This is a genomic window from Pseudomonas sp. FYR_2 (assembly GCF_043106425.1).
Lineage (GTDB): Bacteria > Pseudomonadota > Gammaproteobacteria > Pseudomonadales > Pseudomonadaceae > Aquipseudomonas > Aquipseudomonas monteilii.
In genome coordinates this window covers 24,769-46,382 of sequence record NZ_JBICMM010000038.1, presented here as the reverse complement: position 1 = coordinate 46,382, position 21,614 = coordinate 24,769, and the positions used below count along the sequence as shown (strand labels likewise).

General features: G+C 62.2%; 21 protein-coding genes. 6 read left to right on the top strand and 15 right to left on the bottom strand.

The features are described 5' to 3' along the window. Positions 1-11 precede the first annotated feature (11 nt). Genes sdhA through sdhC form a run of 3 tightly spaced genes read right to left on the bottom strand, consistent with a single transcriptional unit; the run spans position 12 to position 2,536 of the window. The gene (sdhA, locus tag ACF8R4_RS16090; RefSeq protein WP_392492889.1) at positions 12-1,784 is read right to left on the bottom strand and encodes a succinate dehydrogenase flavoprotein subunit; all 1,773 of its coding nucleotides are present in this window, start codon (positions 1,782-1,784) and stop codon (positions 12-14) included. A 3-nt stretch (positions 1,785-1,787) separates the two neighbouring features. Next, the gene (gene sdhD, locus ACF8R4_RS16085; protein ID WP_003254214.1) at positions 1,788-2,156 is read right to left on the bottom strand and encodes a succinate dehydrogenase, hydrophobic membrane anchor protein; all 369 of its coding nucleotides are present in this window, start codon (positions 2,154-2,156) and stop codon (positions 1,788-1,790) included. Beyond that, complete coding sequence (gene sdhC, locus ACF8R4_RS16080) at positions 2,150-2,536, bottom strand: succinate dehydrogenase, cytochrome b556 subunit (RefSeq protein WP_012315350.1); 387 nt, start codon at positions 2,534-2,536, stop codon at positions 2,150-2,152. The genes sdhD and sdhC overlap by 7 nt, the downstream gene beginning before the upstream one ends. A gap of 352 nt (positions 2,537-2,888) precedes the next feature. On the opposite strand from sdhC, the gene gltA reads away from it, so the two are divergent. Continuing rightward, positions 2,889-4,178, top strand: a complete 1,290-nt coding sequence (gene gltA / locus ACF8R4_RS16075; RefSeq protein ID WP_016711651.1) for a citrate synthase — start codon at positions 2,889-2,891, stop codon at positions 4,176-4,178. 99 nt (positions 4,179-4,277) lie between these two features. Here gltA and ACF8R4_RS16070 read toward each other — a convergent pair whose 3' ends face one another. The 9 genes from ACF8R4_RS16070 to ACF8R4_RS16030 form a co-directional block, all read right to left on the bottom strand. Further along, the gene (locus ACF8R4_RS16070; RefSeq protein ID WP_025753288.1) at positions 4,278-4,883 is read right to left on the bottom strand and encodes an START domain-containing protein; all 606 of its coding nucleotides are present in this window, start codon (positions 4,881-4,883) and stop codon (positions 4,278-4,280) included. A gap of 33 nt (positions 4,884-4,916) precedes the next feature. Next, positions 4,917-5,171, bottom strand: a complete 255-nt coding sequence (locus ACF8R4_RS16065; protein ID WP_009684718.1) for a YkgJ family cysteine cluster protein — start codon at positions 5,169-5,171, stop codon at positions 4,917-4,919. Between the two features lie 130 nt (positions 5,172-5,301). Continuing rightward, positions 5,302-5,775, bottom strand: coding sequence for a hypothetical protein (locus ACF8R4_RS16060; RefSeq protein ID WP_027608712.1), 474 nt, complete (start codon positions 5,773-5,775; stop codon positions 5,302-5,304). Between the two features lie 64 nt (positions 5,776-5,839). Further along, positions 5,840-7,282 (bottom strand): PLP-dependent aminotransferase family protein, encoded by a 1,443-nt coding sequence (locus ACF8R4_RS16055; RefSeq protein ID WP_012273358.1) that lies wholly within the window; start codon positions 7,280-7,282, stop codon positions 5,840-5,842. 174 nt (positions 7,283-7,456) lie between these two features. Further along, positions 7,457-8,269 (bottom strand): OmpA family protein, encoded by an 813-nt coding sequence (locus tag ACF8R4_RS16050; protein ID WP_019096319.1) that lies wholly within the window; start codon positions 8,267-8,269, stop codon positions 7,457-7,459. Further along, positions 8,266-8,619: a DUF4398 domain-containing protein gene (locus tag ACF8R4_RS16045; RefSeq protein WP_019096320.1), complete on the bottom strand. Its 354-nt coding sequence runs from the start codon at positions 8,617-8,619 to the stop codon at positions 8,266-8,268. The genes ACF8R4_RS16050 and ACF8R4_RS16045 overlap by 4 nt, the downstream gene beginning before the upstream one ends. A gap of 9 nt (positions 8,620-8,628) precedes the next feature. Then, a complete protein-coding gene (locus tag ACF8R4_RS16040; protein WP_019096321.1) occupies positions 8,629-9,450 on the bottom strand; it encodes an ABC transporter substrate-binding protein in 822 nt (273 codons plus the stop codon). A 75-nt stretch (positions 9,451-9,525) separates the two neighbouring features. After that, positions 9,526-10,455: an electron transfer flavoprotein subunit alpha/FixB family protein gene (locus tag ACF8R4_RS16035; protein WP_016711657.1), complete on the bottom strand. Its 930-nt coding sequence runs from the start codon at positions 10,453-10,455 to the stop codon at positions 9,526-9,528. Further along, positions 10,456-11,205: an electron transfer flavoprotein subunit beta/FixA family protein gene (locus ACF8R4_RS16030; protein WP_016498683.1), complete on the bottom strand. Its 750-nt coding sequence runs from the start codon at positions 11,203-11,205 to the stop codon at positions 10,456-10,458. A 532-nt stretch (positions 11,206-11,737) separates the two neighbouring features. Between ACF8R4_RS16030 and ACF8R4_RS16025 the strand changes: the two genes are divergently transcribed. Then, a complete protein-coding gene (locus tag ACF8R4_RS16025) occupies positions 11,738-13,420 on the top strand; it encodes an electron transfer flavoprotein-ubiquinone oxidoreductase (RefSeq protein WP_080578077.1) in 1,683 nt (560 codons plus the stop codon). A 178-nt stretch (positions 13,421-13,598) separates the two neighbouring features. Here the strand turns inward: ACF8R4_RS16025 and ACF8R4_RS16020 are convergent, their stop codons facing one another. Further along, the gene (locus ACF8R4_RS16020) at positions 13,599-14,924 is read right to left on the bottom strand and encodes an MFS transporter (protein ID WP_025753269.1); all 1,326 of its coding nucleotides are present in this window, start codon (positions 14,922-14,924) and stop codon (positions 13,599-13,601) included. A gap of 72 nt (positions 14,925-14,996) precedes the next feature. Continuing rightward, complete coding sequence (locus ACF8R4_RS16015) at positions 14,997-15,476, bottom strand: histidine kinase (protein WP_183674452.1); 480 nt, start codon at positions 15,474-15,476, stop codon at positions 14,997-14,999. A 299-nt stretch (positions 15,477-15,775) separates the two neighbouring features. Here ACF8R4_RS16015 and azu point away from each other — a divergent pair, with 299 nt between their 5' ends. Then, positions 15,776-16,237, top strand: coding sequence for an azurin (gene azu / locus ACF8R4_RS16010; protein WP_016711661.1), 462 nt, complete (start codon positions 15,776-15,778; stop codon positions 16,235-16,237). A gap of 37 nt (positions 16,238-16,274) precedes the next feature. Here the strand turns inward: azu and ACF8R4_RS16005 are convergent, their stop codons facing one another. Next, a complete protein-coding gene (locus tag ACF8R4_RS16005; protein ID WP_256204580.1) occupies positions 16,275-16,865 on the bottom strand; it encodes a sigma-70 family RNA polymerase sigma factor in 591 nt (196 codons plus the stop codon). 139 nt (positions 16,866-17,004) lie between these two features. Between ACF8R4_RS16005 and ACF8R4_RS16000 the strand changes: the two genes are divergently transcribed. The 3 genes from ACF8R4_RS16000 to ACF8R4_RS15990 are packed head-to-tail and all read left to right on the top strand — an operon-like array spanning position 17,005 to position 21,570. Beyond that, positions 17,005-18,186: an efflux RND transporter periplasmic adaptor subunit gene (locus tag ACF8R4_RS16000; protein WP_019096324.1), complete on the top strand. Its 1,182-nt coding sequence runs from the start codon at positions 17,005-17,007 to the stop codon at positions 18,184-18,186. 1 nt (position 18,187) lies between these two features. Then, positions 18,188-20,155: a MacB family efflux pump subunit gene (locus tag ACF8R4_RS15995; protein WP_104834273.1), complete on the top strand. Its 1,968-nt coding sequence runs from the start codon at positions 18,188-18,190 to the stop codon at positions 20,153-20,155. Beyond that, positions 20,152-21,570, top strand: coding sequence for an efflux transporter outer membrane subunit (locus tag ACF8R4_RS15990; protein ID WP_060500793.1), 1,419 nt, complete (start codon positions 20,152-20,154; stop codon positions 21,568-21,570). The genes ACF8R4_RS15995 and ACF8R4_RS15990 overlap by 4 nt, the downstream gene beginning before the upstream one ends. Positions 21,571-21,614: the final 44 nt, after the last annotated feature.

Genomic DNA, 21,614 nt, shown 5'->3' with positions numbered 1-21,614 from the left:
AGCAGCCACCCTTAGTAAGTCCGGACTTTTGGTTCGAAGGCTGGAACAGTCTTCGGCGCAAAGTTGACGCCGCGCTTGGCAACGCGCTTCTCACCCGGGTAGTACAGGGTGTGGCACAGCCAGTTTTCGTCGTCACGGTCTTCGAAGTCTTCACGGGCGTGAGCGCCGCGGGACTCTTTACGGGCTTCGGCCGCGATGGCAGTCGCTTCGGCGACTTCCAGCAGGTTCTGCAGCTCCAGCGCTTCGATACGCGCGGTGTTGAAGGCCTGGGACTTGTCGTTGATCTTGACGTTGGCGATACGCTCGCGCAGGCCAGCCAGCTGCTCGATACCCTTCAGCATGTATTCGCCAGTACGGAATACACCGAAGTAGTTCTGCATGCAGCTCTGCAGCTCGCGCTTCAGGCTCGCAACGTCTTCACCCGTGGTACGCCCGTTGAGGTTGTTCAGGCGGCTCAGGGCAACATCGATGTCGGTGTCGCTGGCGTCGAGATGCTCGATGCCGTCGCTCAGCGCCTTCTCCAGGTGCAGGCCGGCAGCACGGCCGAATACCACCAGGTCGAGCAGCGAGTTGCCGCCCAGGCGGTTGGCACCGTGAACCGACACGCACGCCACTTCACCTACGGCGAACAGGCCCGGGATGATGTGATCCTGGCCTTCGGCGTCCATGGTGATGGCCTGGCCATGAATGTTGGTGGCAACGCCGCCCATCATGTAGTGGCAGGTCGGCACGACCGGAACCGGCGCGACCACTGGGTCGACGTGGGCGAAGGTCTTGGACAGTTCGCAGATACCTGGCAGGCGGCTGTGCAGCACTTCCTCGCCCAGGTGGTCCAGCTTCAGCAGTACGTGGTCCTTGTTCGGGCCCACGCCGTTGCCGGCGATGATTTCCTTGACCATGGAACGGGCAACCACGTCGCGGCCGGCCAGGTCTTTCGCGTTCGGCGCGTAACGCTCCATGAAGCGCTCGCCGTGGGCGTTGATCAGGTAGCCACCTTCACCACGGCAACCTTCGGTTACCAGTACACCGGCGCCGGCGATACCGGTCGGGTGGAACTGCCACATCTCGATGTCCTGCACCGGTACGCCTGCACGCAGGGCCATGCCGATACCGTCACCGGTGTTGATCAGGGCGTTGGTGGTGGAGGCGTAGATACGACCGGCACCGCCAGTGGCCAGAACGGTGGCCTTGGACTTGATGTACATGGTTTCGCCGGTTTCGATGCAGATTGCGATCACACCGACGAACGCGCCGTCCTGGTTTTTCACCAGGTCAACCGCGTAGTACTCGTTGAGGAAGGTAGTGCCTGCTTTCAGGTTGCCCTGGTACAGGGTGTGCAGCAGCGCGTGACCGGTACGGTCGGAAGCGGCACAGGTACGGGCAGCCTGGCCACCTTTACCGAAGTCCTTGGACTGGCCACCGAACGGACGCTGGTAGATACGACCGGTTTCGGTACGCGAGAACGGCAGGCCCATGTGGTCCAGTTCGAAGACCGCAGCCGGGCCTTCCTGACACATGTATTCGATAGCGTCCTGGTCACCGATGTAGTCGGAGCCCTTGACGGTATCGTACATGTGCCAGCGCCAGTCGTCGTTCGGGTCGGCCGAAGCGATGGCACAGGTGATGCCGCCCTGGGCGGATACAGTGTGCGAACGGGTCGGGAAGACCTTGGTGACTACGGCAGTCTTGTGGCCGCCTTGAGCCAGTTGCAGCGCGGCGCGCATGCCGGCGCCGCCGCCACCGATGATGATGGCGTCGAAGGAAATGGTTGGAATGCTAGCCATGGATCAGATACCCCAGAGAATCTGCACACCCCAGACGAAGTAAGCGAACATCGCAACGCCGCATACCGCCTGGAACAGGAAACGAATCGCAGTTGCCGACTTGCCGAACGACATAGGCGTCAGGTAGTCGGTTGCAATGGTCCACATGCCGACCCAGGCGTGAGCGCCCAGGGCAACGAGGGCCAGCAGACTGAAGATCCGCATCGCGTTGTTGGAGAACAGACCATGCCACTGGGTGTAGTCGATGCCTGGGTGGGCGACCACGTAGCCGATCAGGAAGAGGAAGTAAGCCGCGAGAACGACCGCAGAAACGCGCTGCGCCATCCAGTCATAGAGGCCCGAACGCGACAGGTTCGTGACATTGGTTACCATACCCAAACTCCCACCAGAACGATCAGCACCACGGAGATGACGATCACGATTTTCGAGCCCAGCTTGCCGCCTTCCAGCGTCTCACCGATACCCATGTCCATGATCAGGTGACGAACACCTGCCACGAGGTGATAAAGCAGGGCAGACAGCAGCCCCCAGGTCACGAATTTGGCCAGCGGGCTGGTCAGACACGCCTTCACCTCACCGAAGCCTTCCTCGGAACCCAGCGACTTGCCCAGTGCATAAAGCATGATGGCAAGGCCGAGGAACAGGATGACGCCGGAGATACGGTGCAGGATGGACGTGTACGCAGTGACGGGGAGCTTGATGGTCCTTAGGTCTAGGTTTACAGGTCGTTGGCTTTTCACGGCTTTTTTCACACTGAAGAGCCCCTAGCGAATCAGGGCAAAGTTGTTGGTAAGTGTACTGGTCAGGTACCCACCACCCAGGGAACGGCGACCCCCAGCAGTTCGGGCTTGCAAGCCCCTGGCGGTCGGGTGCCGAGTATAGACAGTTAGGCTGCTTATGACAACGTGACGGGGTAGCCCAAATAGCGCATTGCCTTTAGCGAACAAAAGGCGTAAATGGGCGAGAATTTCGGGAAAAATCAGGCTTGAATGCTTGATTCAACAAGCCTTTAGGCAAATTGACATCTGAATTTATCCCTCTATAGTGGTGCGGGCCCTGCGTGGGGGGTCTGTCTGATGATTTCTAGCATTAATAGGAGGCCACATGGCTGACAAAAAAGCGCAGTTGGTCATCGAGGGCGCTGCCCCCGTCGAGCTGCCCATTTTAACCGGCACCGTTGGTCCTGATGTAATCGACGTCCGCGGGTTGGGGGCCACTGGTCACTTCACCTTCGACCCTGGTTTCATGGCGACTGCCTCGTGCGAGTCGAAGATCACCTACATTGACGGCGACAAAGGGATCCTGCTGCACCGCGGCTACCCGATCGAACAACTCGCCGAACAATCCGACTACCTCGAAACCTGCTACCTGCTGCTCAACGGCGAACTGCCGAATGCCGAGCAGAAGGCCCAGTTCGTCAGCACCGTCAAGAACCACACCATGGTTCACGAGCAGCTGAAGTCCTTCTTCAACGGTTTCCGTCGCGACGCTCACCCGATGGCGGTGATGTGTGGCGTGGTCGGCGCCCTGTCGGCGTTCTATCACGACTCCCTGGATATCAATAACCCGCAACACCGCGAAATTTCCGCGGTGCGCCTGGTCGCCAAGATGCCGACCCTGGCCGCGATGGTTTACAAGTACTCCATGGGCCAGCCGATGATGTACCCGCGCAACGACCTGTCGTACGCGGAAAACTTCCTGCACATGATGTTCAACACCCCGTGCGAGATCAAACCGATCAGCCCGGTACTGGCCAAGGCAATGGACCGGATCTTCATCCTCCATGCCGACCACGAACAGAATGCCTCCACCTCCACCGTTCGCCTGGCCGGCTCGTCGGGTGCCAACCCGTTCGCCTGTATCGCCGCCGGTATCGCCGCACTGTGGGGTCCGGCCCACGGCGGTGCGAACGAAGCCGTACTGACCATGCTCGATGAAATCGGCGATGTTTCGAACATCGACAAGTTCATCGCCAAGGCCAAGGACAAGAACGACCCGTTCAAGCTGATGGGCTTCGGTCACCGCGTGTACAAGAACCGCGACCCGCGCGCCACCGTGATGAAGCAGACCTGCGACGAAGTCCTGCGCGAGCTGGGCATCAAGAACGACCCGCAGCTGGAACTGGCCATGCGCCTGGAAGAGATCGCCCTCACCGATCCTTACTTCATCGAGCGCTCGCTGTACCCGAACGTCGACTTCTACTCGGGGATCATCCTCAAGGCGATCGGCATTCCGACCAGCATGTTCACCGTGATCTTCGCCCTGGCACGTACCGTGGGCTGGATCTCGCACTGGAAAGAAATGCTCTCCAGCCCGTACAAGATTGGCCGCCCGCGCCAGCTGTACACCGGCGAGCAGAAGCGCGACATCGTTGCGCTGCAGGACCGCAAGTAAGCTTTACTGGCCGAACGCAAAAAGGCTGCCCTTGGGCAGCCTTTTTTTATTGGCTTTTTCCTGTGCCAGCGAAGAGGCCGGCACAGGCAACACCAAACCTCAGTTCTTCTCAGCCCGCTCCCGCAGCCCTTTCAGGGTATTGAACGGCGCATCCACCACGAACTTGTTGGCCACCATCGCCGGCACGCTACCACCCGGCTCGGTGTGCACCTGGTAGGTCACTTCGGTGCTGTCACCCTTGGGCACCAGTTTCCAGAAGCCTTCCACTTTCGCCACCCGCACAAAGCCCTTCTCTTCCGGGACATAGGTCGGCTCTTCGACCAGATTACGGGTCAAGCTGCCATCAGCCCCCTTGACCGTGGTGATATGCAACACCGAATCACGCGGCGTCACTGGCCACGGCGTGTTGAACTGGGTGTAGGTCCAGCTCTGGTCGCCTTCATGCTTGAGCAGCTTTTGCGACTTGCACTCGTGAATCCATGCACAGGCGCCGACCACGTCTTCCTGCAACGCCTGCACCTTGGCCAGCGGCGCCTTGATCACGGTAACGCCTTGATAGGCCTTGTACTTGGAACCGGCTACTTCACTGAGAGATACCTTGATCCCCTCCTCGTCCTTGGCCACTTGCCAGTTTTCGGCCCAGGCCACCGGCGACAGCAAAACACCCATGCCACACAGCAGTGCAATACGCTTGAACGATCTCATCATGTTTATCCTTGTTGTCGAAGATCCAGCCTCTCACGCCGCCGTCATCTGCTCCCACCAACCCAGAATCCTGATTGCCTCGTCACGGTCGCTGCCGCACACCTCGACATCCGCCTTGAAGCCACCGCACACCGCCGGCCGCTCGGGCTTGCCAAACAGGTCGCAGAGGTTGGCAGCCGTCAGGTGCAGGCAGCGCTCACCCGCCGGCTTGCCATTGGGCATGCGCGGCATCGCAGAAGTGATGGACGGGGCGATGCAGCAGGCACCGCAGCCCTCACGACAATTCATGGCTATTCACCAAAATCAGGACTCCCTGGAACAAAACGGGACGAACGTCCCTGGATAGTAACCGCTCAAACAGGCGTTTGAAATTACTGGCACGATGAAATGTGCAGTGACCCGGCAGTCAGTTTGACTGCTACTGCCGGTACTCGAAATCGATGGCCGCCCCTTCAACGTCATGACGGCTGTCGTTGCGCAATTGCAACTGCATTTCGTTGTTGATCAGCCGGCCATTGAGCTGGAACGGGCTGTCGTTGGTTTCTGGTTTCTCGGTGAACATGGGCGGCAGCAAGGGTTTGCGTCGCTGAATCGGCGACGGGGTGCCAACGTTCGGCTCAAGTGAGTTGACCATATCGACCGGCAGGCTGAGGTCAAGCTTTGCCTTTGGCAGCGGCTTGGCCACCGCCTTGCTGACCGGCTTGGGCGCCTTGGCCTTGCTGTTGGCGGCTTTTTTTACCGCCTGCTTCTGGACAGGCTTGGCTGCCGCCTTTTTCTGCACTGGCTTGCCCTGGGTGACCGGAGCCTGGCTGGCCGGCTGCGCAGCCATGGCTGGCGCACAGCAGAACGGTGCGAGGCACAAGATCAGGGCAAAACGGCGTAAAGCATTCATGGCAAATGGACAGACTGGCAGGAAAAGTGCGTATGCTCCCTGTTCCACAGGCAGCTGGCAAGCCTTACAAAAGGGTGAGCGCAGGCTCCCGGCACAACTGCTGAGCCAGCAAGCCGAGGGTAATCACGGCACGCTCGGCCTCCTTGTTCCACGGAATACCGCAATTAAGGCGGATGCAGTGGTTGAACTGCTCTGTATTACTGAATATTAACCCCGGCGCAATGCTGATGCCCTGCTCCAGCGCCCGCACATGCAGCTCCTGCGTGTTGACCCGCCCGGGCAGGCTCACCCACAGAATGAAACCGCCCGTAGGCCGGGTCATCTGGGTGCCTTCGGGGAAGTGCTGCTGCACTGCCAACTGGTAGGCGCTGAGGTTCTTGCGATACTCCTGACGGATGTAGCGCAGATGCCGGTCGTAGCCGCCATTCTCCAGGTAGGCCGCCACCCCCATTTGCGTGACGCTGCACGCCGAGTGGGTAGTGAAGGTTTGCAGCCGCTGGATTTCGTCCTGGTAACGCCCGGCAATCATCCAGCCAACACGTACGCCGGGGGACAGCGTCTTGGAGAAGCTTGAGCAATAGATTACCCGGTCCAGCCGGTCGAACGCCTTCAGCGCCTTGGTCTTGCCCTGCTCGAACATCAGCTCGCCATAGATATCGTCCTCGATGATCTGGATATCGAAGTCCGATGCCAGGCGCAGCAGTTGTTTCTGCCGCTCTTCCGGGACGGTGCCACCCAAGGGGTTGCTCAGCCGCGCGGTGAGCACGAGGGCCTTGATCGACCACTGGTTGGCCGCCAGCTGCAAAGCTTCAAGGCTGATGCCCGTGGACGGGTCGCTGGGGATTTCAATCACCTTCAGGCCCAGCAGGTCCGCCAGCTGCAGCAAGCCGTAATACGTCGGCGACTCGGCGGCGATCAAGTCCCCCGGACGCGTCAGCACACGCAATGACATTTGCAGCGCATCGACGCAACCGTGGGTCACGATCACTTCACGCGGGTCGACCAGTACACCGGCATCGCGCATGCGAATGGCAATCTGCCGGCGCAACGGCTCGAAACCCGGGCTGAACATGTAACTGAACGCGCGCGGGCTGTGAAAGCGGGTGACCTTGGCAATTTGCTGGTGCAGGGCACGCACCGGCAGGTAGTCGACATGCGGCACCGCAGCGCCGAACGGAAATACACCATCGCGGCGCGCTTCGGTGAGCACTTGCTGGATGATGCTGGCACGGGTCACCAGACCAGGGCGCTCCACCCGGGCAATGTCGGGGGTTTGCGCAGTCAGGGCCGGCGTCTGGTGCACATAGTAGCCAGACTGCGGCCGCGCACGGATCAGGCCTTGATCTTCGAGGTTGGCATAGGCCTGCAGCACCGTGGCATGGCTGACATTGAGCTGGGCGCTCATCTTGCGCACGGAGGGTACCCGCTCGCCTGGCTGGTAGACACCGCGGCGGATGTCATCGGCCAGTTGCTGGGCGATACGCTGGTACAGCAGCAGGTTGGTCATGGCGGCAGGCTCGTTGTTCTTGTGCGGCTCGATGACGGTAAAGGATACCGTAACAGTTGCAAAGTGTACTGGGACAGAATGCAACATAGTCGACAATACAACAGCGTGATAACTATCGAAACGATTAAACCGACAAAAAGAAGGGCCGCATGGCGGCCCTTCTTTGAGTCGAACTCAGCGCGCAGGCGCGAGCCTGCCCTTGTCGTCGGAGAACACGATTTCTACCCGACGGTTCTGCGCCCTGCCCCGCTCAGAGGCGTTGGCCTCGATCGGGTACTGGTCGCCATAGCCCTCGACCTGCAAACGCTTTTCGTCGATGCCCAGGTCCACCAGCATGTCAGCCACGGCCTGCGCCCGATCGCGAGACAGTTTCAGGTTGTCCTCGGCCGCGCCGGTGCTGTCGGTATAGCCTTCGATACGTACCACCCGACGCGGGTTAAGCTGAAGGAACTGCACCAGCTTGAGTACCGTGCGGCTGGCCGAGTTCTTCAGGTCGGCACGGCCGGTATCGAACAGCACGTCGCCCAAGGTCATCACCAAGCCACGGTCGGTCTGCTCGGAGGCCAGTGCCGCGATTTGCGACTCGACCCATTTGCCCTGCTGCTGCACGCTGGCCAGCTTGGCCTCGCGCAAGGCCAGCTGCAGGCGCTGGCGCTCCAGATCGAGCTTGGTCTGGCGCTCCTGGTTCAGCGCCAGCTTGGCATGCTCACGGGCAATCTCGCTGTAGCGCTGGCTGAGGTAAGCGTAATGGCGCACATCGGAACCGGTGCCGATGTAGCTGGACAAACGCTCGGCACGGGCCAGCGACTCGCCCGCGCGGATCACATCGCGCGGCGCACTGCGCAGCACATCGGAATCATCCTTGACCTTGGCGAAGGCGGCACTGGCTTCATCCAGCGCTGCAGAACTGCGCTGGCTGGCACAGCCTTGCAAGCCTGCGGCCAGCGCCAGCACTACCAGCGCAGCCAACGGTGTGCGGCGGATCATGGCTGCACCTCCAGTTGCTTGCGCAGGCGCTTGACCCGCGACTGCAACAGCTGGAGCTGCTCTTCGCTCTTCTGGTTCAGCACCTGGGCCTCGGCCAGACGCGCATCCAGCTCGGCCTGTTCGGCACGCATGCGCGCATCGCGATAGTCTTCGCTCAGCATGTTGGCCTTGGCCCGGGCCAGCTTGTCTTCAGCCAGCTTCAGCGTTTCGACCTGCTCGGTGGCACCTACGGCCTTGGCCTGCTCCAGGGCCTGTTCGGAAATGCGCATCTGCTCGTCAGGGGCCGGATCATTGGCGCAGCCAGCCAGGCCAAGCATGGCCAAGGCAAGGATTAGTGGTTGGGTTCTCACGCAATCTTCCTAGTGTTTGGGGGCGTCCGCCGGCACCTGCAACTGCGCTTTCCAGCGCTCGACATTTCGTTGCAGGACCGCCTCGGACGCACCGGAGATCGGCAATTCTGTCAGTTTTTTCGCCAATTGCCCACGCAACCAGCTGTCATTGCAGGCCGAGTTGTGTGAAAGGGCCAAGTACAGGCCTGGCCGGTCCACCGGCAGGCCACGGGCGATCAGGTCATTGCTCATACCCAGGCTCTGGGCCATGGCCATGCCTGAATAGCGGCCAGCCAGCACATAGTCCACTTGGCCGAGCACCAGTTTCTGGAAGGCCTGGGTAAGGTTCTGCGCCGGCACCAGCTTGAGCTGGGCCTTGGCGAAGGCGGTGAAGGCCGGTGTCAGCCGTGCGCGCTCGGACAAGCTGCCCTGATACCTGGCCAGGTCCGCCGGCCCGTCGAAGGTCAGCTGGGCATCATGACGCGTCCACACCAGGTACTCGTTGAGCTGCAACGGCGGGTGGATGTAGTCCAGCGCGGTCAATTGCTCCACCTGCATGGGGGTGTCGAGTAGCAGATCCATGCGGCCACTGCGCACTTCCTCCAGTGCCTGGTCGCGACGACCTGCGCTCAGTACTTCAACTTTTACACCCAACTCGCCAGCCACCTGACGCAACAGGTCTACGTTGGCGCCGATCAGGTGTTCAGGGTCTTGTGGGTCTTGCCATGAATAGGGCGGTGCATCAGGGCTGCCGGTTGCCACCAGGCGTTCGCACTTGCCTGCCGCCATGACCAGCGGTGAGAACAGCGCCGCCATGCATGCCAGCGCCCTGCCCGTTTCACGCAACGTCATCCCTCACTCCTCAACCCATAAAAAAACCCGACCCTCGAAACGAGGGCCGGGTTCTTTATAAGTGAAGCAGGCGGATCAGACCAGCTTTTCCAGCTCCGGAACCGCTTCGAACAGGTCTGCGACCAGGCCGTAGTCGGCTACCTGGAAGATCGGCGCTTCTTCGTCCTTGTTGATCGCAACGATCACTTTGGAGTCTTTCATGCCGGCCAGGTGCTGGATCGCGCCGGAGATACCGACGGCGATGTACAGCTGTGGCGCAACGATCTTGCCGGTCTGGCCGACCTGCATGTCGTTCGGCACGAAGCCGGCGTCGACTGCGGCGCGCGAGGCACCGACTGCAGCGCCAAGCTTGTCGGCCAGGCTGTACAGGTGCTTGAAGTTGTCACCGTTGCCCATGCCACGGCCGCCGGATACGACGATCTTGGCAGCGGTCAGCTCTGGGCGGTCGGACTTGGCCAGCTCTTCGCCAACGAAGGCAGAAATGCCAGCGTTGTGCGCAGCACCAACAGCCTCAACAGCGGCCGAGCCACCTTCGGCGGCGACAGGGTCGAAGCCGGTGGTACGCACGGTGATGACCTTGACCGAAGCGCTCGACTGCACGGTGGCAATGGCGTTACCGGCGTAGATTGGGCGCTTGAAGGTGTCAGCGGACTCAACCGAGATGATCTCGGAAATCTGGTCCACGTCCAGCAGCGCGGCAACGCGCGGCAGGATATTCTTGCCGTTGGTGGTGGCCGGAGCCAGCACGTGGCTGTAACCCTTGGCCAGCTCGACGATCAGCGGCGCGACGTTCTCTGGCAGCACATGGGCGTAGGCAGCGTTATCGGCAACCAGCACCTTGGCCACGCCAGCGATCTTGGCAGCAGATTCGGCAATGCTGCCGACGTTCTGGCCAGCGACCAGTACGTGCACATCCCCACCGATCTTGGCGGCAGCGGCAACAGTGTTCAGGGTGGCCGGAGCTACGGCACCGGCTTCGTATTCAGCGACAACCAGGATAGTCATTTAGATTACCTTCGCTTCGTTCTTCAGCTTCTCGACCAGTTCGGCCACCGATTTGACCTTGATGCCAGCGCTGCGGGCAGCCGGGGCTTCAACCTTCAGGGTCTTGTTGGTGGAGGCGAGGGAAACGCCCAGCGCGTCCGGAGTAACGGTCTCCAGCGGCTTCTTCTTGGCCTTCATGATGTTCGGCAGCGACGCGTAGCGCGGCTCGTTCAGGCGCAGGTCGGTGGTGACGATGGCTGGCAGGTTCAGCGATACGGTCTGCAGACCGCCATCGATTTCACGGGTGACGTTCAGCTTGTCGCCAGCCACTTCGACCTTGGAGGCGAAGGTGCCTTGCGCGTAGCCAGTCAGCGCAGCCAGCATCTGGCCGGTCTGGTTATTGTCGCTGTCGATGGCCTGCTTGCCGAGGATGACCAGCTGTGGCTGCTCCTTGTCGACAACGGCTTTCAGCGCCTTGGCCACAGCCAGGGAGTTCAGTTCGTCAGCGGCTTCTACCAGGATGGCGCGGTCGGCACCCAGGGCCAGGGCGGTACGCAGTTGCTCCTGGGCAGTGGTCGGGCCGACGGAAACGACGACGATCTCGGTCGCAACGCCCTTTTCCTTCAAGCGGACAGCCTCTTCCACGGCGATTTCGCAGAAGGGGTTCATGGACATCTTGACGTTAGCAAGGTCGACGCCGGAGTTGTCCGCCTTGACGCGAACCTTGACGTTGTAGTCGACCACTCGTTTGACAGCTACAAGAACCTTCATGGATTCCTCGTTACTCTCCGGTGAATAGATAGTCGCCTGGGACTGAGCCCTGCGATGCGCGTGGGTACAAGGGCACCTCTAAAAACGTATCGGGAGGCAATAACTTCACAGTGACCGAACAGTCTTGTTCGGACCATTGCGACAAATCCTCACGGGTCATTTTCTGTCGTGGCGTGTAAACTCCACTACAAACCGGCCAAAGGCCGCAAAACCCTGCTCCACACCTGGTCTTTAGAGGTGTACCTGCGCCCGGCTGCAAGCCTACGGCGAACGTAAAACCGCTCGTATCTTGACCGTAACACCCCATCCGGTCAATACGGCAAATCGGTCACCCTCCAGCCGCGCTCCTGTGATTTTACTGGCCTGCGGCAAATTCAAACAAACGTTTGTATTGGACCCGCCAAGTGGTGTAGATATAATGCGCGGCCAAGACAAAACGGTGTAGTCCGTCATTTGCGCAGCTACAGTTCCGCTCCCGTGATGAGCCACTGCGCGCAAGCACCCATAAGACAAAGCAACAGCACGAGCCTTGATGAGTAGGAGAGAACCAGTGGAACGCGAATACATGGAATTCGACGTGGTCATCGTCGGCGCCGGCCCGGCGGGCCTGTCCGCCGCCTGCCGCCTGAAGCAGAAGGCCGCCGAAGCCGGTAGCGAAATCAGCGTCTGCGTGGTGGAAAAAGGCTCTGAAGTGGGCGCCCACATCCTCTCCGGCGCAGTGTTCGAGCCCCGCGCCCTGAACGAGCTGTTCCCCGACTGGAAGGAACTCGGCGCGCCCCTGAACACCGAAGTGAAGCGCGACGACATCTACGTGCTCAAGGATGCCGGCAGCGCCACCAAGGTGCCTGACCTGTTCGTGCCCAAAACCATGCACAACGAAGGCAACTACATCATCTCGCTGGGCAACCTGTGCCGCTGGCTGGCCCAGCAGGCCGAGAACCTGGGCGTGGAGGTCTACCCGGGCTTCGCCGCCCAGGAAGCGCTGTTCGATGAAAACGGCGTGGTGCGTGGCATTGTCACCGGCGACATGGGTGTGGACCGTGAAGGCAACCCGAAAGACGGTATGTACACCCCGGGCATGGAGCTGCGTGGCAAGTACACCCTGTTCGCCGAAGGTTGCCGTGGCCACATCGGCAAGCAGCTGATCAAGCGCTTCAACCTGGACAGCGAGTCCGATGTGCAGCACTACGGCATCGGCCTGAAGGAAATCTGGGAAATCGACCCTGCCAAGCACGAGCAGGGCCTGGTGGTGCACACCGCCGGCTGGCCGCTGGACGTGATGGCCAAGGACAACACCGGGGGTTCGTTCCTTTATCACCTGGAAAACAACCAGGTGGTGGTCGGCCTGATCGTCGACCTGTCCTACGCCAACCCGTACCTGTCGCCATTCGACGAGTTCCAGCGCCTGAAGCACCATCCGGTGATCAGCCAGTATCTCGAAGGCGGCAAACGCATCAGCTACGGCGCCCGCGCCCTGGCCAAGGGCGGCATCAACTCGCTGCCGAAAATGGTGTTCAACGGCGGCGCACTTATCGGCTGTGACCTGGGCACCATGAACGTGGCCAAGATCAAAGGCAGCCACACGGCGATGAAGTCCGGCATGCTCGCCGCCGAGGCGGTGGCCGACGCGCTGCTCGCCGGCAGCGAGGGCGGTGACCAGCTGAACGGCTACGTCAGCGCCTTCAAGGCCAGCTGGCTGTACGAAGAACTGTTCGCCAGCCGCAACTTCGGCCCGGCCATGCACAAGTTCGGCCCACTGCTGGGCGCTGCGTTCAACTATGTGGACCAGAACTGGTTCGGCGGCAAGCTGCCGTTCACCCTGCACGACACCAAGCCGGACTACGCCTGCCTCAAGCTCGCGGCCGACTCGAAAAAGATCGACTACCCGAAACCGGACGGCAAGCTCAGCTTCGACAAGCTCAGCTCGGTATTCCTCTCCAGCACCAACCACGAAGAGGAACAACCCTGCCACCTGAAGTTGACCGACCCGAACGTGCCGATCGCCAGCAACCTGCCGCTGTACGACGAGCCGGCACAACGCTACTGCCCGGCCGGCGTGTACGAAGTGGTCACCCAGGAAGACGGCAACAAGCGCTTCCAGATCAACGCGCAGAACTGCGTGCACTGCAAGACCTGCGACATCAAGGACCCGGCCCAGAACATCACCTGGGTTACCCCTGAGGGCGCAGGCGGGCCGAACTACCCGAACATGTAAGGCCCCGGCCCTGCCGTAACAAAAAGCCCCCGGCTCTCACGAGCCGGGGGCTTTTTGTTGTGAATTGCGTCTGGGCTGCGAGGTGTTCGCCGTGAGAGGCTCAGCGCTTATCAGATCGAGCGCCGCGCGGGCGGCGCTCGGTTTATGCCCTGCTGCACAACCCAAGACATGCACCGGCTCATTTGTCACCGCACATGATCGGCATCGGCTCCGCCGCAAACGCCAATGGCTCACGCCGCCCGAAATACAAGGCCGTCAGCAGCCCCACCGTGCCCATGACCAGACAAAACCCGACACACACCCACGGGCTCCACGGCATCAGCGCAATCAGCGCCAGCGGCGTGGTACTGGCCCACAGCGCGTAGGCCACGTTGTAGGTGAAGGAAATCCCCGACACACGGATCTCGGCCGGGAACAATCCAACCATCACCGACGGCACCACACCGACCACGCCGCAGGACAGCCCCGCCAGCGCATAAGCCAGCCAGGTCATCTCCCACTGCCCCACCAGGCTGGCGTAAAGCGCACCGATCCCCAGCGGCAGCAACACGCTGTAGAGCATCAGCGCACGCCAAGCCCCTACGCGGTCGACCAGCAACCCGGCCAGCACGCAGCCGATGTTGAGGAAAACAATACCCACGCTGCTCAGGGCGAAGGTGTGCCCGGCGCTCATGCCAAAGCGTTGCTGCATTACCGTGGGGGTGATCACCACCAGCACCACCACGGCCGAGGTCAGCACACAGGTCAGCAATGCCGCCGGAATCAACGCCCGACGGTGCTCGCCCAGCACCCGCCGCAGCGGGAATTTCACCGGCTGTTCCTGGCGCGCACGCAGGGCAAGGAACACCGGTGTTTCGCTAAGCCAGCGGCGCAGCCACACGCCAATCACACCAAACACGCCACCCAGCAGGAACGGGTAGCGCCAGGCGTAGTCGAGGATCTCCTGCGGCGTGAACACCTGCGCCAGCAACGTCGCGGTCAATGCCCCCAGCAGGTAGCCGAAGGTCAGCCCGGCCTGCAAGAAGCCCAACGCATACCCGCGCCGCCCGGCAGGCGCGTGCTCGGCGACGAAGGTCCAGGCACTTGGCACCTCGCCCCCCACGGCCGCGCCCTGGAGGATGCGCAGCGCCAGCAGGATCAACGGTGCGGCGTAGCCGATGTCGGCATAGGTCGGCATTACCCCGATCAGCAGGCATGGCAGGGCCATCATCAGGATGCTCAGGCTGAACACCCGCTTGCGCCCCAGGTGGTCGGCGAAGTGCGCCATCAAGATGCCGCCCAGCGGCCGCGCCAGGTAGCCGGTGACGAAGATCCCGAAGCTTTGCAGCAGGCGCAGCCACTCTGGCATCTCGGGCGGGAAGAACAGCTGGCTGAGGGTCAGCGCAAAAAATACGAAAATGATGAAGTCGTAGATTTCCAGCGCGCCGCCCAGTGCCGCCAGGCCCAGGGTCCGATGGTCGCCGCGGCTGAACCGGGGCGGGCGAGCGGTATCGATGGCAGTCATGGCAGGGTCCGCAAATCGGCAAAGGGCAAGAGGATAGCAAATAGCTGCCCCGTTGCCCCGCCTGCTGCGCGGCTAGCGGTGGAACACCGTATGCGCGAAGTTGGCGCGCGGCCGTGGCCTGGCCGTAGCCGCCGGCATGGCGCCCGGCAGCGGCAATTTGCCGACCAGCACCGGTCCGTCGATGATCGCCATGAATGACTCCAGCGCCTCGTTATCGGGCACCTGCGGCAGGCTCAGGCTGACCGCCTGGCGCTCGGCCTGCGGCACCGCAGGCACTTTCAACTGGCTGGAATGGTAAAGCAGGGCGTGCTGGATCTGGGTACTGACGCGACAAAAACGCTCCAGGTCAACCCCGGCATGGCTGGCCAGTTCGATATTGCCCAGCAGCAAGTGAAAAGGCTGCAAGGCGCACTGCACCAAACGCTGCAGCTCCTCGAAACTGTCAACGGGGGCGATCCGATAGTAGCCCAGGCCATTGAGCAGCCGCTCCAACTGCAGCCGCTGGCAGGGGTGGGTGTCGGCAATGAGAATGCGCAGGGTCTTGTTTGCCATGGTCGGGCCTGGGCAGCTGGGTAATGGGTACATTCCATGACCTTACTGCGCCCGTTATGGCGACTGCCAAGGCCATGCCTGGCAGCGGTCTACTTTGATAGAAGTCGGGAAAGCCGCATAAATCAAGTGATTGACTGACGGAATTTGCATTTGCCTTTAGCCCGGTACTCCGGTTTGCCACTTGCGCTCACCCCGTCAAGCCGTTCAGGTAACCGCGCGCCTAAACCCCGACGCTCGCACTTCGTTTAAAGGAGGCTCATGCCCCAAGGCATCGCCTCTTACATTCGCGGAGAACCCAGATGTTTCGCCCGGCCCTAGCCTTTTTCGCCCTGACCCTGTCCAGCGTCGCATGGTCCGCCGAGCCCTGTTCGGTAGACATTCACAGTACTGACCAGATGACCTACGACCTGAAAACGATCACCGTACCGCAGACCTGCCAACGCTTTACCGTTAACTTGCTGCACACCGGCACACTGCCCAGGAACATCATGGGCCACAACTGGGTGCTGGCCAAAAAGGACGACATCAAAGGCGTGACCACCGATGGCGCTGCGGCAGGTGAGGCCGATAACTACCTCCAGCCGGGCGACAAGCGCGTGCTCGCCCATACCCGACTGATCGGGGGTGGCGAAAAAGATTCGGTCACTTTCGACACCGGCATGCTGCAGGCAGGCCAGGCGTACGCGTTTTTCTGCTCCTACCCTTTCCACTCCACCATGATGAAGGGCACCCTCACATTCGGTACCTCGTCAGGCAGCTGACGCTATCGGAAAGTGGGCCGCACAGCCGAACGTGCGCTCAGGCCTCGGCCCACTCGCGCATACGCAGCCGGCAATGCTTCATGGCGTTGACGATGTGCTTCTCCACCATGGCCTTGGACAGGCCCAGACGCGCGGCAATCTCCCCATGTGACAGGCCTTCGAGCTTGCGCAGCAAGAAACACGCCCGGCAGGTTTCGCTCAGCTCCGCCACTGCACGCTGCAGCAACTCCAGGCGCTCTTCCTGGCGACAGGCGCCGTGCACGGGGGCGACGAAGAATCGCTCATCGGTTTCCAGAACCTCCAGAGGCTCGGCGCGACGAAGCTGATTGCGCCGATGACCATCGGTGACCAGGTTCAGGGCGGTGCGGTAAAGGAAAGCGCGCGGATGGGAGATCTGCGTGTCATCACACCGCTCGAGTACCCGCAGATACGCCTCCTGCGCGATATCTTCGGCAGCATGGCGGCTACCCAGACGCGAACGAAGGAACCCGACCAGTTCACGGTAGTAATGCTCGAGCAGTACACCCGAAGACGGCATCGAAGCGCTTTCCCTGTTGTCGATGATGGTAGAAGACCGCTGCAGGCCAAGTAGTGGCACCGCGAGCGCATAAAATATAATAATTCTCATCAAGCTTAAAGACGTTGTTACATTTCCACGCCCGCAACGCGTGCTCCCCGCTAAATCCGCCCTGATCGCTTTCGTTTAATCGGCAGCCTCCCTAGCTGATCCTTGGTGACAGCGGCCCACTCATGGTCGGAAATCCTGCATGATCCCTCAACGCCTTACCCGTCGTGCCTTAACGCTCGCGCTGTGCCTGATCCCCGTGGCCGCATTCGCCACCTGGCAACTGTTGCCCGCCGCGGCCGAGCAGCGGCCGTTCGTCAGCGTCAGCCGTGGCAACATCGAATCCAGTGTCACCGCGCTGGGCACCCTGCAGCCCCGTCAGTACGTCGACGTGGGCGCACAGGCCTCCGGGCAGATCCGCACGTTGCACGTAGAAGTCGGTGACACCGTCGAGCAGGGGCAGTTGCTGGTGGAAATCGACCCTGCCACGCAACAGGCCCAGCTGGATGCCGAGCGCTATGCCATCCAGACCCTGAAAGCGCAGGTCAAGGAGCAGCGTGCCGAGCATGTCCTGGCCGAACAACAGTTGCGTCGCCAGCAGCGGATGGCCAGCGACGGCGCCACGCGTGAAGAGGATGTGCAGACGGCCCAGGCCAAGGTGCTGACAACCCAGGCGCGCATCGACATGTATGAGGCGCAGATTCTCCAGGCGCAGGCCACGTTGCGCAGCGCGCAGGCTCAGCTCGGCTACACCCGCATCTACGCCCCGATCGGCGGTACCGTGGTCGCTGTCGATGCCCGAGAAGGGCAAACCCTGAACGCGCAACAGCGCACCCCGCTGATCCTGCGGATCGCCAAGCTGTCGCCGATGACGGTATGGGCCGAGGTCTCTGAAGCCGACATCGGCCAGGTCAAGACCGGCATGCAAGCCTACTTCACCACCCTGGGCAGCGGCGGCAGGCGCTGGACCAGCACCGTCAGGCAGATTCTGCCGATCCCGCCCAAACCGCTGGATCAGCTCAGCCAGGGCGGCGGCAGCCCGGTTGCCGCCGGTACGGCAAGCGGCAGCGGGACCGGCCGCGTGGTGCTCTACACCGTGCTGCTGGATGTCGACAACGATGACAACGCGCTGATGGCCGACATGACTGCCCAAGTGTTCTTCGTCGCCGGATCTGCCAAGGATGTGTTGACCGTGCCCATCGCGGCGCTTCAGGGACGCGGCCAGGGCGAGGGGCTGCAGACTGCCCATGTTCTGACCGGCAAAGGCGACGTACAGACGCGCCAGGTACGTACCGGGCTCAGCGACCGCCTGCGCGTGCAGATACTCGATGGGCTTGCCGAAGGTGACAAACTGCTGATCGGCCCTGTCGGCGGTGAGGGTTGACATGAGCACTCCGCTGATAGAGCTGGTCGGCATCCGCAAATCCTACGGGGGCGGCGACAGCCCCAAGGTCGATGTGTTGCGCGGCATCGACCTGAAAGTCCATGCCGGCGAATTCATCGCCATCGTCGGCACCTCAGGCTCTGGCAAGTCGACCCTGATGAACATCCTGGGTTGCCTCGACCGCCCAAGCGCCGGGCAGTATCGCTTCGCCGGCCAGGATGTTGCCGGCCTGAGCAATGACGAACTGGCCTGGTTGCGCCGCGAAGCGTTCGGGTTCGTGTTTCAGGGTTATCACCTGATCCCCTCCGCCTCGGCGCAGGAGAACGTGGAGATGCCGGCGATCTACGCCGGAACCACGGCGGCCCCGCGCGCCGAAAGGGCCAAGGCCCTGCTGCAACGCCTGGGCCTGGGCGAGCGCACCGGCAATCGCCCGCGCCAGCTTTCAGGCGGCCAGCAACAACGGGTGTCCATCGCCCGGGCATTGATGAACGGCGGCCACATCATCCTGGCGGACGAGCCCACCGGTGCGCTGGACAGCCACAGTGGCACCGAGGTCATGCGCCTGCTGGATGAACTGGCCGAGCAAGGCCATGTGGTGATCCTGATCACCCACGACCGCGATGTGGCCGCTCGGGCGCAGCGCATCATCGAGATCCGCGACGGCGAAGTGATCAGTGACAGCGGCGCCGACCAGGCGCCGCCACCGCGTCGCCCAGGTGCGCTGCAAGCCGTCGATCTGGCCGGGCGCCTGGTGCGTGCCGACAGCCAGGGCAGCCCATGGCTGGGCGAAACCTGGGACGCCCTGCAAGCCGCCTGGCGGGTCATGTGGAGCAACCGCACACGCACCGCGCTGACCCTGTTGGGAATCATCATCGGCGTCGCGTCGGTGGTCGTCATGCTGGCGGTGGGTGAAGGCAGCAAGCGCCAGGTCATGGCCCAGATGGGCGCGTTCGGCTCGAACATCATCTTCATGAACGGTGCCCCTCCAACACCGCGCGCTCCGCCCGGCAACGTTCGCCTCAGCGACGTGCAGGCGCTGGCCGAGCTACCGCAAGTGAAGTCCATCATGCCGGCCATGACAGTGGAGGCGCAGGTGCGCTTTGGCAATCGTGACCTGGAGTCGACCATCGGTGGCTATTCGCCTGTGTTCCCGACGCTGATGAGCTGGCCCGTCAGCGAAGGCAGCTTCTTTACCGACAACGACCTGGCCACGGCTGCGACCGTGGCGGTGATCGGCTCGGAGGTGCGCAAGAAGCTGTTCGTCGACGGCCAGGACCCGATCGGCCAGTACATCCTCATCGAGAACGTGCCGTTTCAGGTGATCGGCGTGCTCGCCAGCAAAGGCTCCAGTGGCGCCAACCAGCGAAACGACCTGCGCATCGCCGTGCCGTACTCAGCGGTTTCCATACGTCTTTCCGGCACGCAACACCCGGAATACGTGATCATCGGTGCCGCCGACAGCACCCAGGTGCATGACACCGAACGCGCAATACGCCAACTGATGCTGAGCCTGCACGGTGGCATTGAAGACTTCGAGATCGACAACAGCGCGGCGATGATCCAGGCCGAGGCGGCGACACGCAACGGGTTGTCCCTGATGCTTGGCGCCATTGCCGCCATTTCGCTGCTGGTCGGCGGGATCGGCGTCATGAACGTGATGCTCATGACCGTCCGCGAACGCACCCGCGAAATCGGCATCCGCATTGCCACCGGCGCCCGACAGCGCGACATCCTGCGCCAGTTCCTGACTGAAGCCGTGGTGCTTTCGCTGACCGGCGGCCTGATCGGCGTCTGCCTGGCGTTGCTGATCGGCGTGGTTCTCAGCCTGGCCAAGGTGGCCGTGGCGTTTTCTGCCCTGGCGATAGTGGGTGCCTTCGCCTGCTCGGTAGCCACGGGCGTCATCTTCGGTTTCATGCCCGCGCGCAAAGCCGCCGCCCTCGACCCTGTCGCCGCCCTGACCAGTGAATGACCATGACCAGAACCCCGTTTTTACTGCTACCGCTGCTGACCATCCTGAGTGCTTGCAGCCACACCCCCGCGCCACTGGACAGCGGTATCGCTGCACCTGCCAGCTGGCAAAGTCCGGCTGGCGGCACGGCGGCCTCCGCGCAGTGGTGGACAACGTTCAATAGCGCTCAACTGAGCCAACTGATCGAGCAGGCTCGCCAGGGCAGCCATGACCTGCGCGCCGCCATGGCCAGGGTCAGGCAGGCACAGGCCGACCTGCGTATTGCCGGCGCCCCCCTGCTACCGCGCCTCGACGCCAGCGCCGACGCCTATCACCAGCGCTTGCTACGAGGCCAAGGGTACAGCGAGCAGGACACGTCGAACCGCGAGCGGACCTACCGCTACTTCAACACGGCCCTGACGACCCGCTACGAGCTGGACTTCTGGGGTAAAAATGCCGCTGCGCGTGACAGTGCCCGCCTTGGCCTGCAAGCCACTGCACGTGACCGAGACACGCTCGAACTGAGCCTGACGAGCAGCGTTGCCGATACTTACCTGAGCGCCCTCGCCGCTCGTGAGCAGGCACGCATCGCCGCGCTTAACCTGGAAAACGCCGAGAAGGTCCTGAGCCTTGTGCGCACACGATTCCAGGCCGGGTCGTCGACTGCCCTGGAACTGGCACAGCAAGAGAGCCTTGTGGCCAACCAGCGACAACAGTTACCGCTCTACCAACAAGAGGCCCGCGATGCGCAGATCACCCTGGCAACCCTGCTTGGCGCGCCGGTGCAGGCGCTGGAACTGGCCGATCAGCCTTTCGATCAACTGAGCGGCCCGAGCATTGCCGCCGGCATTCCCAGCCAACTGCTGACGCGCCGCCCGGATATCGCTGGCGCAGAGGCGCGCCTGGCTGCGGCTCAGGCGGATGTCAGCGTTGCGCGGGCAGCACTGTTCCCCACGGTGAGCTTGACGGCCAGCCTGGCCACTGGCGACAGAAAAGCCATCGACCTGCTGCGCAATCCGGCGCTCAACCTCGGTGCCGGTCTGACGGCGCCCATTTTCAATAATGGCGCCTTGCGCGCCGAGCGTGATCGCGCCATCGCTCGCCAGGACGAGCTGCTCGAGGCCTATCGCAACGTGCTGATCACCAGTTTCGGCGAAGTCGAGAAGGCCTTGAACAGCGTCGACGGCCTGGACCGCCAGACACACTGGCAGCATGAAGCGCTCACCCAAGCGCAACGCGCGTTCGATCTGGCCGAGAACCGCTACCGGGCCGGGGCCGAAGACCTGCTCAGCGTGCTGGAAGCGCAACGCAGCCTGTTTACAGCACAGGCCGAACGGGTACGGCTGCGCAAGGCGCGTTTGCAGGCCAGTGTTGCGCTTTACAAGGCGTTGGGCGGCGGCTGGACAGCGTCGGACACACTGATGACAGCGAGGTAGGCAAGCCCCCCGACGGGAGCCCTACCTGCTGCAACACCGGCCCA

Coding starts and splice junctions, on each gene's coding strand:
- sdhA (WP_392492889.1), bottom strand. CDS start 1,784: ATGGCTAGCATTCCAACCATTTCCTTCGACGCCATCATCATCGGTGGC.
- sdhD (WP_003254214.1), bottom strand. CDS start 2,156: ATGGTAACCAATGTCACGAACCTGTCGCGTTCGGGCCTCTATGACTGG.
- gltA (WP_016711651.1), top strand. CDS start 2,889: ATGGCTGACAAAAAAGCGCAGTTGGTCATCGAGGGCGCTGCCCCCGTC.
- ACF8R4_RS16070 (WP_025753288.1), bottom strand. CDS start 4,883: ATGAGATCGTTCAAGCGTATTGCACTGCTGTGTGGCATGGGTGTTTTG.
- ACF8R4_RS16065 (WP_009684718.1), bottom strand. CDS start 5,171: ATGAATTGTCGTGAGGGCTGCGGTGCCTGCTGCATCGCCCCGTCCATC.
- ACF8R4_RS16060 (WP_027608712.1), bottom strand. CDS start 5,775: ATGAATGCTTTACGCCGTTTTGCCCTGATCTTGTGCCTCGCACCGTTC.
- ACF8R4_RS16055 (WP_012273358.1), bottom strand. CDS start 7,282: ATGACCAACCTGCTGCTGTACCAGCGTATCGCCCAGCAACTGGCCGAT.
- ACF8R4_RS16050 (WP_019096319.1), bottom strand. CDS start 8,269: ATGATCCGCCGCACACCGTTGGCTGCGCTGGTAGTGCTGGCGCTGGCC.
- ACF8R4_RS16040 (WP_019096321.1), bottom strand. CDS start 9,450: ATGACGTTGCGTGAAACGGGCAGGGCGCTGGCATGCATGGCGGCGCTG.
- ACF8R4_RS16035 (WP_016711657.1), bottom strand. CDS start 10,455: ATGACTATCCTGGTTGTCGCTGAATACGAAGCCGGTGCCGTAGCTCCG.
- ACF8R4_RS16030 (WP_016498683.1), bottom strand. CDS start 11,205: ATGAAGGTTCTTGTAGCTGTCAAACGAGTGGTCGACTACAACGTCAAG.
- ACF8R4_RS16025 (WP_080578077.1), top strand. CDS start 11,738: ATGAGTAGGAGAGAACCAGTGGAACGCGAATACATGGAATTCGACGTG.
- ACF8R4_RS16020 (WP_025753269.1), bottom strand. CDS start 14,924: ATGACTGCCATCGATACCGCTCGCCCGCCCCGGTTCAGCCGCGGCGAC.
- ACF8R4_RS16015 (WP_183674452.1), bottom strand. CDS start 15,476: ATGGCAAACAAGACCCTGCGCATTCTCATTGCCGACACCCACCCCTGC.
- azu (WP_016711661.1), top strand. CDS start 15,776: ATGTTTCGCCCGGCCCTAGCCTTTTTCGCCCTGACCCTGTCCAGCGTC.
- ACF8R4_RS16005 (WP_256204580.1), bottom strand. CDS start 16,865: ATGAGAATTATTATATTTTATGCGCTCGCGGTGCCACTACTTGGCCTG.
- ACF8R4_RS16000 (WP_019096324.1), top strand. CDS start 17,005: ATGATCCCTCAACGCCTTACCCGTCGTGCCTTAACGCTCGCGCTGTGC.
- ACF8R4_RS15995 (WP_104834273.1), top strand. CDS start 18,188: ATGAGCACTCCGCTGATAGAGCTGGTCGGCATCCGCAAATCCTACGGG.
- ACF8R4_RS15990 (WP_060500793.1), top strand. CDS start 20,152: ATGACCATGACCAGAACCCCGTTTTTACTGCTACCGCTGCTGACCATC.